This window comes from Mycobacterium talmoniae, from assembly GCF_001854525.1.
Taxonomy (GTDB): domain Bacteria; phylum Actinomycetota; class Actinomycetes; order Mycobacteriales; family Mycobacteriaceae; genus Mycobacterium; species Mycobacterium talmoniae.
Window position 1 is genome coordinate 1 of the sequence record NZ_MLQM01000145.1, and the last position, 13,930, is coordinate 13,930.

General features: G+C 70.3%; 11 protein-coding genes. All 11 read left to right on the forward strand.

The annotated features are described in order from the left end of the window. Positions 1-74 precede the first annotated feature (74 nt). The 11 genes from BKN37_RS20740 to BKN37_RS20790 all read left to right on the forward strand — a co-directional run bounded on the left by BKN37_RS20740 (position 75) and on the right by BKN37_RS20790 (position 13,643). A complete protein-coding gene (locus BKN37_RS20740) occupies positions 75-2,843 on the forward strand; it encodes an aminotransferase class I/II-fold pyridoxal phosphate-dependent enzyme (RefSeq protein ID WP_071028847.1) in 2,769 nt (922 codons plus the stop codon). Further along, the gene (locus BKN37_RS20745; RefSeq protein WP_071028848.1) at positions 2,840-3,871 is read left to right on the forward strand and encodes a phosphotransferase family protein; all 1,032 of its coding nucleotides are present in this window, start codon (positions 2,840-2,842) and stop codon (positions 3,869-3,871) included. Before BKN37_RS20740 ends, BKN37_RS20745 begins: the two co-directional genes overlap by 4 nt. A gap of 132 nt (positions 3,872-4,003) precedes the next feature. After that, entirely contained in the window at positions 4,004-4,789 is a 786-nt protein-coding gene (locus tag BKN37_RS20750; RefSeq protein ID WP_071028849.1) for a fructosamine kinase family protein, read from the forward strand. 152 nt (positions 4,790-4,941) lie between these two features. Further along, entirely contained in the window at positions 4,942-5,691 is a 750-nt protein-coding gene (locus tag BKN37_RS20755; RefSeq protein WP_071028850.1) for a GntR family transcriptional regulator, read from the forward strand. Beyond that, positions 5,688-5,915 (forward strand): 4Fe-4S dicluster domain-containing protein, encoded by a 228-nt coding sequence (locus BKN37_RS20760; protein WP_071028851.1) that lies wholly within the window; start codon positions 5,688-5,690, stop codon positions 5,913-5,915. Before BKN37_RS20755 ends, BKN37_RS20760 begins: the two co-directional genes overlap by 4 nt. Positions 5,916-5,939: 24 nt before the next feature. Further along, positions 5,940-7,352: an ABC transporter substrate-binding protein gene (locus BKN37_RS20765; RefSeq protein ID WP_071028852.1), complete on the forward strand. Its 1,413-nt coding sequence runs from the start codon at positions 5,940-5,942 to the stop codon at positions 7,350-7,352. After that, positions 7,349-8,203 (forward strand): ABC transporter permease, encoded by an 855-nt coding sequence (locus BKN37_RS20770; protein ID WP_071028853.1) that lies wholly within the window; start codon positions 7,349-7,351, stop codon positions 8,201-8,203. The genes BKN37_RS20765 and BKN37_RS20770 overlap by 4 nt, the downstream gene beginning before the upstream one ends. Continuing rightward, entirely contained in the window at positions 8,200-8,940 is a 741-nt protein-coding gene (locus BKN37_RS20775) for an ABC transporter ATP-binding protein (protein ID WP_071028854.1), read from the forward strand. Before BKN37_RS20770 ends, BKN37_RS20775 begins: the two co-directional genes overlap by 4 nt. Continuing rightward, the gene (locus BKN37_RS20780; protein ID WP_071028855.1) at positions 8,937-11,624 is read left to right on the forward strand and encodes a fumarate reductase/succinate dehydrogenase flavoprotein subunit; all 2,688 of its coding nucleotides are present in this window, start codon (positions 8,937-8,939) and stop codon (positions 11,622-11,624) included. Before BKN37_RS20775 ends, BKN37_RS20780 begins: the two co-directional genes overlap by 4 nt. Positions 11,625-11,823: 199 nt before the next feature. After that, positions 11,824-12,387, forward strand: a complete 564-nt coding sequence (locus BKN37_RS20785; RefSeq protein ID WP_071028856.1) for a TetR/AcrR family transcriptional regulator — start codon at positions 11,824-11,826, stop codon at positions 12,385-12,387. Between the two features lie 89 nt (positions 12,388-12,476). Next, complete coding sequence (locus BKN37_RS20790; protein ID WP_071028857.1) at positions 12,477-13,643, forward strand: acyl-CoA dehydrogenase family protein; 1,167 nt, start codon at positions 12,477-12,479, stop codon at positions 13,641-13,643. Positions 13,644-13,930: the final 287 nt, after the last annotated feature.

Here is a 13,930-nt window from a genome sequence, read left to right on the forward strand (position 1 = left end):
GCACGACCCGACACGATGGCGGGCCGCGTTGCCGAAATGACCACAAGCCGACCGGCAGCGGGCAGACTGGCGGTATGACCCCAGACAGCGCAAACCCGAGACGACTTCGCGTTTCGGCGCTGGCCGCGGTGGCCAACCCGTCGTACTCGCGCATCGACACCTGGAATCTGCTGGACGACGCGGCCCGCCAACTCGCCGAGGTCCACCGCGCCGGGCAGGACACCACCCACCACGCCGCCCGGGTCAAACGGCTGCTGGACCGGCTGAGCGCCTACGAGCGGTACTGGCTGTTCCCGGGCGCCGCGAAACTGGCCATCTACCGCCGCTACCTGAACACCCTGGCCACCGTGTCGCTGAGCTCCCGGGTGTCGCTGGCGGTGCGGCTGCTGAGTGAATACGGCGACCGGGCAGCGCTGTTCGACACCGCCGCGCCGCTGGCCGAACAGGAACTGGTGGCCAAAGCCAAACAGCAGCAGTTCTACACCGTGCTGCTGGCCGACGACTCCCCGCCGGGCGCCCCGGAAAGCCTGGCCGAAAACCTGCGGGCGCTGCGCGACCCGGCCGACGACGTGCAGTTCGAACTGCTGGTGGTGGCCAGCGTCGAGGACGCGATCACCGCGGTGGCGCTCAACGGCGAAATCCAGGCCGCGATCATCCGCCACGACCTGCCGCTGCGGTCCCGCGACCGGGTGCCGCTGATGAACACGCTGCTGGGCACCAACGACGACGCGGTGGCCGCCGACTGCAGCCACGACTGGGTGGAATGCGGCGAATGGATCCGGGAGCTGCGACCGACCATCGACTTGTACCTGCTCACCGACGAATCGATCGCCGCCGAGACCGAGGGCGGACCCGACGTCTACGACCGCACCTTCTACCGGCTCAACGATGTCACCGACCTGCACAGCACCGTGCTGGCCGGCATCCGGCGCCGTTACGACACACCGTTTTTCGACGCGCTGCGGACCTATGCCGCCGCGCCGGTGGGCCAGTTCCACGCCCTGCCGGTGGCCCGCGGCGCCAGCATCTTCAACTCCCGGTCGCTGCAGGACATGGGGGAGTTCTACGGCCGCAACATCTTCATGGCCGAGACGTCGTCGACCTCCGGCGGGCTGGATTCGTTGCTGGACCCGCACGGCACCATCCGGGCGGCGATGGACAAAGCCGCCAAGACCTGGCACTCCCAGCACAGCTACTTCGTCACCAACGGCACCTCCACCGCCAACAAGATCGTCGTGCAGGCGCTGACCCGGCCCGGCGACATCGTGCTGATCGACCGCAACTGCCATAAGTCGCACCACTACGGGCTGGTGTTGGCCGGGGCCTACCCGATGTATCTGGACGCCTACCCGCTGGAACAGTTCGCGATCTACGGGGCGGTGTCGCTGGACACCATCAAAAAGGCGCTGCTGGACCTGGAGGCCGCCGGGCAGCTGGACCGGGTCCGGATGCTGCTGCTGACCAACTGCACCTTCGACGGCGTCGTCTACAACCCGCAGCGGGTGATGGAGGAGGTGCTGGCGATCAAGCCGGACATCTGCTTCCTGTGGGACGAGGCGTGGTATGCCTTCGCCACTGCGGTGCCGTGGGCGCGGCAGCGCACCGCGATGGTCGCCGCCGAGCGGCTAGAGACCAAGCTGGCCTCGCCCGACTACGCCGACGAATACCGGCGCTGGGCGGCGTCGATGGACGGGGTCGACCGCGCCCAGTGGCGCCACCACCGACTGCTGCCCGACCCGGCGCGCGCCCGGATCCGGGTGTACGCCACGCATTCCACCCACAAGTCGCTGTCGGCGCTGCGGCAGGCGTCGATGATCCATGTCCGCGACCAGGATTTCAACGCGCTGTGCCGCGAGCAGTTCGTCGAGGCGTTTTTGACCCACACCTCCACCTCGCCCAACCAGCAACTGTTGGCGTCGCTGGACCTGGCCCGCCGCCAGGTCGACATCGAAGGCTTCCAGCTGGTCCGCGGCGTCTACGACATGGCGTTGGTGTTTCGGCACCGGGTCCGCAAAGACCGGCTGATCAGCAAGTGGTTCCGCATCCTCGACGAAGCCGACCTGGTACCCGACGAGTTCCGAGCCTCCACGGTCAGCTCGTATCGGCAGGTCCGGCAGGGCGCGCTGGCGGAGTGGAACGAGGCCTGGCGGTCCGACGAGTTCGTGCTCGACCCCACCCGGGTCAGCCTGTTCATCGGGAAGACCGGCATGAACGGCTACGACTTCCGCGAGAAAATCCTCATGGAGCGGTTCGGGATTCAGATCAACAAGACCTCGATCAACAGTGTGCTGCTGATCTTCACCATCGGGGTGACCTGGTCGAGCGTGCACTACCTGCTCGACGTGCTGCGCCGGGTGGCCACCGACCTGGACCGGGTGCACAGCGCGGCCAGCCCCGCCGACCGCGCCCTACAGCAGCGCCGGGTCGAGGAGATCACCACCGATCTGCCGCCGCTGCCGGACTTCAGCGAGTTCGACGCCGCGTTTCGCCCGCCCGGCGCGACGGCGTTCGGCGATATGCGCGCCGCGTTCTACGCCGGCTACGACGAGGCCGACCGCGAGCATGTGCTGCTCGGTGAGGCGGGCCGCTGCGTCGCCGACGGCCGGACCCTGGTATCGACGACGTTTGTGGTGCCCTATCCGCCCGGCTTCCCGGTGTTGGTGCCCGGTCAGGTGATCTCCAAGGAGATCCTGTATTTCCTCGCCGAACTCGACGTCAAAGAAATCCACGGCTACAACCCGGATCTGGGGCTGTCGGTGTTCACCGACGCCGCGCTGGCCCGGTACGCGCGCACGATTGACTCTGCGTCCACCACGGCCCCTACTCGCACGTCGGCGCGGTGAACGCAGAGTCAACGGCCACCGGACAGCCCGCCGGCATCAACGCGGCGGGTGTGACGGCCTGGTTCACCCGGTATGTCGGCGGGGTGTGCCCGCCGCTGACATTCGACCCGGTGCCCGGTGGCCGGTCCAACCTGACCTACATCGTCGGCGACGACGCCGGGAACCGCTGGGTGCTGCGCCGGCCGCCGACCGGAAACGTGCTGCCCTCGGCGCATAACGTGCTGCGCGAGTGGGCGATCCAATCCCGGTTGCAGCACACCGGAATCCCGTTGCCCGTCATGATCGGGCACAGCAGCGACCACGACGTCACCGGCGCGGACTTCTACGTGATGAGCTACGTCGACGGCGTCGTCCTCGACAGCGATGCGGCCGCCGACCGGATTCCGCTGCCGGCGCGGGCGCAGGCTTGCGGCAATATCGTCGAGAGCCTCGCGGCGATCCATCGCGTCGATTGCAGCACCGCCGAATTCGATGACTTGCGCCGGCCGGGCGGCTACCTGGATCGTCAGCTGCGCCGCTGGATCAAACAGCTCGACGCCTCGGGCAGCAGCAATACCCTGCTGCGCGAGGTGCACGGGTTGCTGGCCCGCAACCCGCCGCCGGAGCGGTGGACCGGCCTGGTGCACGGCGACTTTCGCCCCGGCAACATGATCCTGGGCGTCGACGGCGCCGCGCGGGCCGTGCTGGATTGGGAGCTGTGCGCGCTCGGCGACGTGCTCGCCGACCTGGGCTGGCTGGCCGCGGTGTGGACATCGCGGGAGGTGATCGGGTGGGCGCCGGAACCCGAGCACGGCTTCTGGTCCGTCGATGAGGTGATCTCCCGGTATCACACGGTCACCGGGCGAGACGTCACCGATATCGGCTACTACCAGGCGTTTGCGCTGTGGCGGCTGGGCTGCATCGCCGACGGGGTGGCCCAGCGCTACCACGCCGGGGTGATGGGTGACCACGACGTCGACCTCGACATGCTGTCGCGGCGCCCGGACCTGCTCGCGGAGCTGTCGCGGGCCCTGCTGCAGACCCGCTGAGGCGGTGGCGCTGCTGAAATCGACGTCCAGATTGACATACGGCCCCGAAATCCGGGGGGTCAGGTCAATTACGACGTCGATCTCAGCAGCGCCGGGCGGGTGCGGGTTGACGGCGCTGTGCACGATAAGTAGGTGACCTCCTTGTTCGTGAAACGCAACGCGGCGGCCCCACCCGGTCTTTTCGCCTGGGAAGCCGCTGGGCTGCAGTGGCTTTCGTCGGTACCCGGCGGTGTGCCCTGCGCGCAGGTGCTCGCCCAGGACGACACCAGCCTGACGCTGCGGCGGCTGCCGTCGGTCCCGCCGAGCCGCGACGCGGCGCGCGACTTCGGTCACCGGTTGGCCGTCACCCACGGCGCCGGCGCGCCGGGGTTCGGCGCCCCGCCGGACGGGTGGCAGGGGCCCGGGTTTTTCGGGCCGCTCGAGCAGCCGCTGCCGATGCCCACCACCGCCCGCCGCCGCTGGGGCGAGTTCTACGCCGACCAGCGGTTGACGCCGATGGCCGACCGCGCCGCCGCCCACCTCGACGCGGCGACCCGGCGCGCGGTCGCCGCGGTCGCGACCCGCTGCCGATCCGGCGACTACGACGACGATGACGCGCCCGCCCGGCTGCACGGCGACCTGTGGAGCGGCAACGTGATGTGGACCCCCGACGGGGTGGTACTGATCGATCCGGCCGCCCACGGCGGGCACCGCGAAACCGACATGGCCATGCTGGCGCTGTTCGGCTGCCCGCACCTGGAGGCGGTGCTCGACGGTTATCAGCGGGTGCATCCGCTGCGCCGCGGCTGGCGCGACCGCATCGGCCTACACCAGCTGTTCCCGCTGCTCGCCCACGTCGCGCTGTTCGGGGCCGGCTACACCCAACCCGCCGCGGTCGCCGCCCGGCGCGCCCTGGATTTCACTCACCGCGATTGTTAACCCGCCGAGAGCCGGCGTGGCGGCGCAATACCGACCCGGCGGTCGCTTTCCGCAGGCAGCTGGTGGGCGACGGGCGGCGCAATGCGTCGCCCGGCCGCACCGGGCGTATCGGCGCAGCACGGGCGGCCGTGCTGCGCCGATAGCGTGGCGGCATGCCCCAGGCCCACGCCGTACCGCTACCGATCCGCCGGCCCCGCGCCGACCGGGCCCGGCAGGTGGCCGACGTGCTGCGCCACCAAATCCACGCCGGCGCCTACGACGACGGGCTGCCCGCCGAGCAGGACCTGGCCGCGGAATTCTTTGCCTCCCGCAATACCATCCGCGAGGCGCTGGCGGTCCTCAAAACCGAAGGGCTGATCGACCGCGGACCCAAGGTGGGCACGCATGTCGCCCAACACAAATTCGACCACGGCCTGGACGCCTTGCTGGGGCTGAAGGAAACCTTCAAGGGCCACGGCGAGGTGCGCAACGAGGTGCGCGCCGCCGCGCCGGTGGCGGCCCCGCCGTCGGTGGCCCGCCGGCTGCGCCTGCAACCCGGCGACCAGGTGGTGTTCATCGAGCGGCTGCGCTACCTCGGTGACCTGCCGCTGAGCCTGGACCTGACCTACCTGGTGCCCGACATCGGCACCGAGGTGCTCGGGCATGCGCTGGAATCCGAGGACGTGTTCCCGCTGATCGAGCAGGTCAGCGGGCAACCGCTGGGCTCGGCGAGCCTGGCGCTGGAAGCGATCCCGGCCGACCCGCACACGGCGGCCACCCTGCAGCTGCCCGACGGGGCGGCGCTGCTCATGCTGGAGCGGCTCACCAGCCTCGACGACGGCAGGCCCGTCGATCTCGAATACATCCGGATGCGCGGTGACCGAATCACCATGCGCGGCAGCCTGACAAGGAGCAGCACATGACCCTGGTCAACAATCGCGCCGACGTGCCGGTGACGATCGACGAGTCGCTGTGCATCGAGGGCTGCACGCTGTGCGTCGAGATCTGCCCGCTGGACTCGCTGGCGATCAACCCCGACACCGGCAAGGCCTTCATGCACGTCGACGAGTGTTGGTACTGCGGGCCCTGCGCCGCGCGCTGTCCCACCGGCGCGGTCACCGTCAATATGCCCTATCTGCTTCGCTGAACTCGTTAATCCTCAGGACATTCCATGAACAGACCCGTGATCGGGCTGGCGTCGGTGGCTGTCGCGGCCACCGTCGCCGCGGCCGGCTGCTCGCTGGACTCGTCGTCGGCCGGCGACGCCGTCGAGGTGGTGGTGGGCTACCAGTCCAAGACCATCAACACGGTGACCGCCGGTACCCTGCTGCGCGCCCAGGGCTACCTGGAGCGCCGGCTCGCCGACATCACCACCCGGACCGGCACCAAATACCGGGTGGTGTGGCAGGACTACGACACCGGTGCCCCGATCACCGCGCAGATGGTCGCCGAGAAGATCGATATCGGCTCGATGGGCGACTACCCGATGCTGATCAACGGCTCCAAAACCCAGGCCAACCCGCGGGCGGCCACCGAGATCGTCTCGGTCACCGGCTACAACCCCAAGGGCGCCCTGAACATGGTGGTGGTGGCGCCGGATTCGTCGGCGGCGGTCCTGACCGACCTGGCCGGTACCAAGGTGTCGGCCAGCGTCGGGTCGGCCGGCCACGGCACGCTGGTGCGCGCGTTGGCCCACACCGGCGCCGGAGTCGAGGTGCTCAACCAGCAACCGCAGGTCGGGGCCTCGGCGTTGGAATCCGGTCAGGTCCAGGGGCTGTCGCAGTTCGTTGCCTGGCCCGGTCTGCTGGTCTACCAGGGCAAGGCCAAGCTGCTGTATGACGGCGCCGAGCTCAACTACCCGACCCTGCACGGCGTGGTGGTGCGCCGCGCGTATGCCCGCACCCACCCGGAGGTGCTCGGTGCGTTCCTGCAGGCCCAGCTCGACGCCACCGACTTCCTCAACCACAAACCGCTGGAGGCCGCGCGCCTGGTCGCCGAGGGCAGCGGCCTGCCCCAAGAGGTGGTCTACCTCTACAACGGGCCGGGCGGCACCTCGTTTGACACCACGTTGAAACCATCGCTGGTAGACGCGTTGAAAAACGATGTGCCGTACCTGAAGTCGATCGGCGACTTCGCCGACCTGGACGTCGGCGAGTTCGTCCACGACGGGCCGCTCCGCGCGGCCTACGGCGCTCGCGGCCTCGACTACGACGCCGCGGTCGCGGCCACCGCCAACCCGTCGGCGCTGGGCGGCACCGACCCGGTGTGCCACACCGCCGTCACCGACCCCGCCCAGGCCGGTGAACTGTGGCTGGCCGGCGCCGACACCACCCAAACCGCGGCCAGCCCCGGCTGCCTGCTCAAGGCCGTCCGGGAGGCGACCGCCCGCGGCGCCACGGTGCGCGCCGCCTACGTGCCCGACACCGAACTGGGCACCCGCTGGTTCGCCGACAAATCCGTGTGGGTGCGCGACGGCGCCGACTACCGTCCGTTCAGCACCCCGGCCGGGGCGCGGCGCTACCTCGAGGCGCATCCCGGCAGCGTCACCGTGGACTACCCGCAGGCCTTGGCGGGGGCGGCATGACCGCGGTGGAGGTGCGCAAACCGGTTGCGGCACCGGGACAACCGGTGAGCGCCGCGGCGCGCCGGGTGCCGGCGGTGTGGCGGTCGCGGCTGCTGCGGCTGGCGTCGGTGGCCGCCGCGATCGGGCTGTGGCAGTTGCTGACCGCCGGCCACGTGCGCTTGTGGCTGCGGTTCGACACCTTGCCCACCGTCGGCGAGATCGCCGCCACCCTGCTGCGCCGGTTGGGCACCCACGACTACTGGCTGGATCTGGGCCAGTCGCTGATCCGGATCCTCACCGGCTTCGGGGTGGCCGCGGTGGCCGGGGTGGCGACCGGGATCCTGCTGGGCCGCTCCCGGGTGTTCGCCGACGTGCTCGGCCCGCTCACCGAACTGCTGCGGCCCATCCCGGCCATCGCCGTGGTCCCGGTGGCGATCCTGCTGTTCCCGACCGACGAGGCCGGGATCGTGTTCATCACCTTCCTGGCGGCCTACTTCCCGATCCTGGTCAGCACCCGCCACGCGGTGCGCGCGCTGCCGACGATCTGGGAGGACTCGGTGCGCACCCTGGGCGGCGGGCGCTGGGAGGTGCTGCGCCAGGTGGTGTTTCCGGGCATCCTGCCCGGGGTCTTCGGCGGCCTGTCGGTGGGGATGGGGGTGGCGTGGATCTGCGTCATCTCCGCGGAGATGCTCTCCGGCCGGCTGGGGGTGGGCTACCGCACCTGGCAGGCCTACACGGTGCTGGCCTATCCCGACGTGTTCGTCGGCATCATCACCATCGGGGTGCTCGGCTTCGCGACCGCGGCCGCCGTGGAACTGCTCGGGCGCCGCGTCACCCGGTGGCTGCCCCGCGGCGCGGAGAGCACCCGATGACCGCGGGCATGAGCCTCGAGTTGGACCGAGTCCGGCTGTCCTACACCGGGGCGCCGGTGATCGACGAGTTGAGCCTGGCGGTGCGGCCCGGCGAAATCCTGGTGCTCACCGGGCCGTCCGGCTGCGGCAAGTCCACCGTGCTGCGCGCGCTGGCCGGGCTGCTGCGCCCCGACGCCGGCCGGGTGCTGGCCGACGGCGCCGCCGTCACCACCACCTCCGGGGATCGCGGCGTGGTGTTCCAGGACAACGCGCTGCTGCCGTGGCGGACGGTGCGGTCCAACATCGAGTTGGCGCTGCGGTTGCGCGGGGTGCCGCGCGCCGACCGGCGCACGGCCGCCGAGCGCTGGATCACCGAAGTCGGCCTGACCGGGTTCGGGGACTACCTGCCTAAAAGCCTGTCCGGTGGGATGCGGCAACGCGTCCAGTTGGCCCGCGGATTGGCCGGGGCCCCGCGGGCGGTGATGATGGATGAGCCGTTCGGCGCGCTGGACACCCAAACCCGGGCGGCCATGCAGCGGCTGCTGATCGACACCTGGCAGGCGCACCCCACCACCATCGTGTTCGTCACCCACGACGTCGACGAGGCGCTGGCGTTGGGCGACCGGGTGGCGGTGCTGGGCCGGGCCGGGCAGCCGCTGCGGGCCCTGGTCGAGGTGCCGCAGCCGCGCAGCGGAGCAACCTATCCCGAGCTGCATACGGATATCGTGGCAGCGCTACAACATTCGGTGGCAGCATGATCGAGATTCCCGACCCCACCCAGCCGCTGCGGCTCGACTGCGACGTGCTGGTCATCGGCGGCGGCACCGCCGGCACCATGGCCGCGCTCACCGCCGCCGAACACGGCGCCCAGGTGCTGCTGCTGGAAAAGGCCCACGTCCGGCACTCCGGTGCGTTGGCGATGGGCATGGACGGCGTCAACAACGCCGTCATCCCCGGCAAGGCCGAACCCGAAGACTACGTCGCCGAGATCACCCGCGCCAACGACGGAATCGTCAACCAGCGCACCATCTACCAGACCGCCACCCGCGGCTTTGCCATGGTGCAGCGGCTAGAACGCTACGGGGTGAAATTCGAAAAGGACGAGCACGGCGAATACGCGGTGCGCCGGGTGCACCGCTCCGGCTCCTATGTGCTGCCGATGCCCGAAGGCAAAGACGTCAAAAAGGCGCTGTACCGGGTGCTGCGGCAACGCTCCATGCGGGAGAAGATCCGCATCGAAAACCGGCTGATGCCGGTGCGGGTGCTGGTCGCCGACGGTCGGGCGGTGGGCGCGGCCGCATTGCACACCCGCACCGGCGAATTCGTCACCGTCGGCGCCAAAGCGGTGATCCTGGCCACCGGGGCGTGCGGGCGGCTGGGGCTGCCGGCGTCGGGCTACCTGTACGGCACCTACGAGAACCCGACCAATGCCGGCGACGGATACTCGATGGCCTATCACGCCGGCGCGGAGCTGTCCGGGATCGAATGCTTCCAGGTCAACCCGCTGATCAAGGACTACAACGGCCCGGCCTGCGCCTACGTCGCGAACCCGTTCGGCGGATACCAAGTCAACGCGCTGGGGGAGCGGTTCGTCGACTCCGACTACTGGTCCGGACAGATGATGGCCGAGGTCAAAAACGAGATCGAGTCCGCGCGCGGACCGATCTACCTGAAGGTGTCGCATCTGCCCGACGAGACGCTCACCGCGCTGGAGAACATCCTGCACACCACCGAGCGGCCCACCCGCGGCACCTTCCACGCCAACCGCGGCCACGACTACCGCACCCACGACGTCGAGATGCACATCTCCGAAATCGGGTTGTGCTCCGGGCATTCCGCCTCCGGGGTGTGGGTCGACGAAAACGCCCGCACCACCGTGCCGGGTCTCTACGCCGCCGGGGACCTGGCCTGCGTGCCGCACAACTACATGATCGGCGCCTTCGTGTTCGGCGACTTGGCCGGTGCGCACGCCGCGTCGACGCTGGCCGAGGTGGCGGCGCCGCAGCAGCTGCCGACCGATCAGCTGGCCGAGGCGCACGAGCTGATCTACCGCCCGCTGCGCCACCCCGACGGTCCGCCGCAGCCGCAGGTGGAATACAAGCTGCGCCGGTTTGTCAACGACTATGTGGCACCACCGAAGACGGCCGCCAAGCTGTCGCTGGCGGTGCACACCTTCGAGCGGATGCGCGCCGAGATCAGCGAGATGGGGGCGCGCACCCCGCACGAGTTGATGCGCGCGGCCGAGGTGTCGTTCATCCGGGACTGCGCCGAACTGGCCGCCCGCTCGTCGCTGACCCGCACCGAATCACGCTGGGGGCTCTACCACGAGCGTGCCGACCTGCCCGGCCGCGACGACGCGCAGTGGGGGTATCACCTCAACGTGCGCAAACGCGCCGACGGCGCCATGGAGTTCCTGAAACGGCCGGTGGCACCGTATTTCGTGGCGGTGCCCGGATTGGATGGGCTACCGCCGGTCGACCAGTCGGTGCACCCGGTGGCCGAGCCGCCGCTGCTGGGCGGGCAGGCGCCGGCCACCGCGCGGTCGAGGATCACGCCGGTGGCCGCCGGGCATCCGCCGTCGCCGCGGATCGCTGAAGTGCTCGCGCTGGAGGAACCGACCCTGGCGGAGTTGGTCGGCTATCTGGCCGACCCCGATCCCGGGGTGCGGCGAGCCGCGGTCGCGACGCTGACCGAACACACCCCCGACGGGTATGCCGCCGCGCTGCTGGCCGCGCTGGCCGACGAGGATGTCGCGGTGCGCCGCGCGGCCGCCGACGGCGCCCGCGAACTGGTCGAAGTGGTGGCTGATCCGGCGGCGGCCCGCGCCCACCTGGGCTCGGCGGATCCGGTGGTGCGGGCGGCGGCGGTGTATCTGCTGGCCGCCCGTCGGGTCGGCGAGCCGGCCGACTACCGCCGGGCGCTGACCGACCCCGATCATCGGGTGCGCATCGAAGCGGTGCGGGCGCTGGTGTCGGTCGACGACGCGACCGGAGTGGCCGCCGCCGCCGGCGACGACAACCGCGAGGTGCGGATCGCGGTTGCCAACGCGTTGGCGACACTGCGCGCCGGCGCCGACACCGTTCGCGGATTGATCGGCGACCCGGACCCGTTGGTGCGGGCGGCCGGTTTGGCGGCGCTGGGTGAACTCGGCTGCGGCGATGAGGATTTCGCCGCGGTGACGCGGGCGCTGAGCGCGTCGGCGTGGCAGATCAGGGTGGGCGCCACTCGGGCGTTGTCCGGGGCGGCGGCCGAGTTCGCGCTGCCGCTGCTGTCGCGGGCACTCGACGATGAGCACCTCGACGTCCGCAAAGCCGCGGTGCTTGGGCTGACCTGCTGGGCGACAACCGACGTTGTCGCACGCGATGCGTTGGGCCTCGCGCTCAAGGACGTGGACGCCGACGTGCGCGCCTACGCCCGGCACGCGTTGGCGTCGGTCGACTGACCCTCGATTGCGCCGACTGTGCAGTTCCATCCGCTTTTCGGCGCCGGGGCGTATGGAATCGCACAGTCACGAACGCTGCGGTTGTCGCTAGTCCCGAGCAGACGCAACGGCCCCAAAACCCGCGCGTGTTGGGGTGCTTTTGTGTCTGGTCGCGGAGAAAAGCAGCGCGGGCGGCGCACCGTAACTAGACTTACGGATCATGACAACCTCGACCGCAGCCAATTCCCGGCTTTCCGTGGAGGACTGGGTGCAGACCGGCTTCCGCATCCTGGCCGAGGAGGGGGTCAAAGCCCTCACCATCGACCGGCTGTGTCGCAAATTGGGCGTCACGAAGGGCAGCTTCTACTGGCATTTCAGCGATATGAAGGCCTATCGCCGCGCCCTGGCGGACACCTTCGCCGCGGTGCGCGACGAGGACCGCGGTGATTTCGCCGAGCTGGCGACGCTGCCGCCACGCGAGCGGCTGTCCCGGATGATGACCTCGCTGGTCGGCCCGCGGCACTGGATGCTGGAGCGCGCGATGCGCGAATGGGCGCGGTCGGAGGACACCGTCGCCGCGGCGGTGCGCGCCTCGGATCGGCGGGTGCTCGAGGCGGTGCGGCAGGTGTTTCTGGACGACGGCTTCGACGCCGACGACGCCGACATGCGGGCCAACGCCACCTTCGCGGCCGGTATCGGCTTCTTGCACCTGGCGGGGTCGCGGCCCAGCCCGCGCGCCGTCGGGCGGCGCGAACAGTTCTTGGATGTGATGCTGCGGCACTGAGCCGCTCGGCGCCGTCGACGAAATCCCGCGTGCGACCTGCGATTACCCACGCCCTCGTACCATACTAAAAGGTATGGTACGGTCCTGATATGACGACGTCGCCCGGGTTGGTGCCCGGAGTCACCGAGGAATTCATTACCCGGTTGGCCGATCGCGCCGGCGAGGCCGAGCGGTTGCGCCGGTTGCCGCGGGCCACCCTCGACGATTACCGGGCCTCCGGGCTGGCCAGTCTGCTGCTGCCCGCGCGCTACGGCGGCCGGCAGGCGGAGTTCCCGGAGATCCTCGACCCGATCCGGCGGATGGCGCATGGCTGCGCGTCGAGCGCGTGGACGCTGGGTTTCTACACCCTGCACAACTGGATGCTGGCCCTGTTTTGTGAACAGGTTCAAGACGAGGTGTTCGCGACCGGGCCGGTGCTGTGCCCGGCGCCGCTGGCCCCGACCGGGCGCGGGGTGCCGGCCGACGGCGGAATCCGGCTCAGCGGCCGGTGGTCCTGGGCGACCGGGGTGATGGACGCCGACTGGGTGCTGGTGGGGGCGATTTGCGGGCCCGACGAGGCGCCCTATCCGGCGTTGGTGTTGCTGCCGGCCGCCGATGTCCAGGTCGAGGATGTGTGGCACACCGCCGGGATGCGGGCCACCGGCTCCAACGACGTGGTCGTCGACGACGTGTGGGTGCCCGCGCACCGGCTGACCAACGTCGTCGACATCTACGGGGGCACCACCCCCGGCGCCGCCCTGCACGACGCCGCCCCCTACCGCTGGCCGATGGTGCCGGCGCTGGCGCTGGTGGCCGCGATGCCCGCACTGGGCGCGGCCGAACGAGCCGCCGACCTGTACGCGCAACGACTCGGCAACCGGGTGTTGGCCTATTCGGGTGCGGCACAAAAGGACCAGCCCGCCGCGCAGATCCGGCTGGGGGAGGCGCGGGTGCGGCTGCGCGCGCTGCGAGGACTGCTCGACGACACCGTCGACGCGATCCAGGCCGCCGTGACCAACGGTGAGCGGGTGCCCCGGGCGGCGCGGGCGAACGCGCGGGTCGCCGCCGCGCACATCGTGCACGAATCGCGTGCGGTGATCGGCGACCTGCTCGAGGCATCCGGGGCCAGCGCCCAGTTCCTGGACAACCCGCTGCAGCGGATCAAACGCGACGTCGACATCATCTGCGGGCACGTGGTTTTCGACTACGACGTGGCCCGGGAACTCGCCGGCGCATTGGAGGTCGGGGTGAAAGTCTCACCGATCGCCATGCTCTGAGCGCTGCCCGCCGGCTTGGCCCGCCGAGATCGGCGTTATCGTGACGTGTTCTCGACGTTTCGCCCGCTTACGTCGATCTCGGCGCCGCGGAAAGACGCCGAAGAGGCTGAGCCCTAGAGATCCAGGGCGCGGTAGGTGCGGTGCACGAACTTCGGTTGCGCGGTCTGCAATTTGGCGATCGAGGTGTTACCGGCGACCGCCGCGGCGGACTCGGTGGACAGGGTGGGGAGGGTGGCGCTGAGGCAGAGCGGGGGGGGGGGGGGGGGGGGGGGGGGGGGGGGGTGGGG

What these genes read in the sequence shown, in the direction of transcription:
- BKN37_RS20740 (WP_071028847.1), top strand. Translation starts at nt 75, where the DNA reads ATGACCCCAGACAGCGCAAACCCGAGACGACTTCGCGTTTCGGCGCTG.
- BKN37_RS20755 (WP_071028850.1), top strand. Translation starts at nt 4,942, where the DNA reads ATGCCCCAGGCCCACGCCGTACCGCTACCGATCCGCCGGCCCCGCGCC.
- BKN37_RS20760 (WP_071028851.1), top strand. Translation starts at nt 5,688, where the DNA reads ATGACCCTGGTCAACAATCGCGCCGACGTGCCGGTGACGATCGACGAG.
- BKN37_RS20765 (WP_071028852.1), top strand. Translation starts at nt 5,940, where the DNA reads ATGAACAGACCCGTGATCGGGCTGGCGTCGGTGGCTGTCGCGGCCACC.
- BKN37_RS20770 (WP_071028853.1), top strand. Translation starts at nt 7,349, where the DNA reads ATGACCGCGGTGGAGGTGCGCAAACCGGTTGCGGCACCGGGACAACCG.
- BKN37_RS20775 (WP_071028854.1), top strand. Translation starts at nt 8,200, where the DNA reads ATGACCGCGGGCATGAGCCTCGAGTTGGACCGAGTCCGGCTGTCCTAC.
- BKN37_RS20780 (WP_071028855.1), top strand. Translation starts at nt 8,937, where the DNA reads ATGATCGAGATTCCCGACCCCACCCAGCCGCTGCGGCTCGACTGCGAC.
- BKN37_RS20785 (WP_071028856.1), top strand. Translation starts at nt 11,824, where the DNA reads ATGACAACCTCGACCGCAGCCAATTCCCGGCTTTCCGTGGAGGACTGG.
- BKN37_RS20790 (WP_071028857.1), top strand. Translation starts at nt 12,477, where the DNA reads ATGACGACGTCGCCCGGGTTGGTGCCCGGAGTCACCGAGGAATTCATT.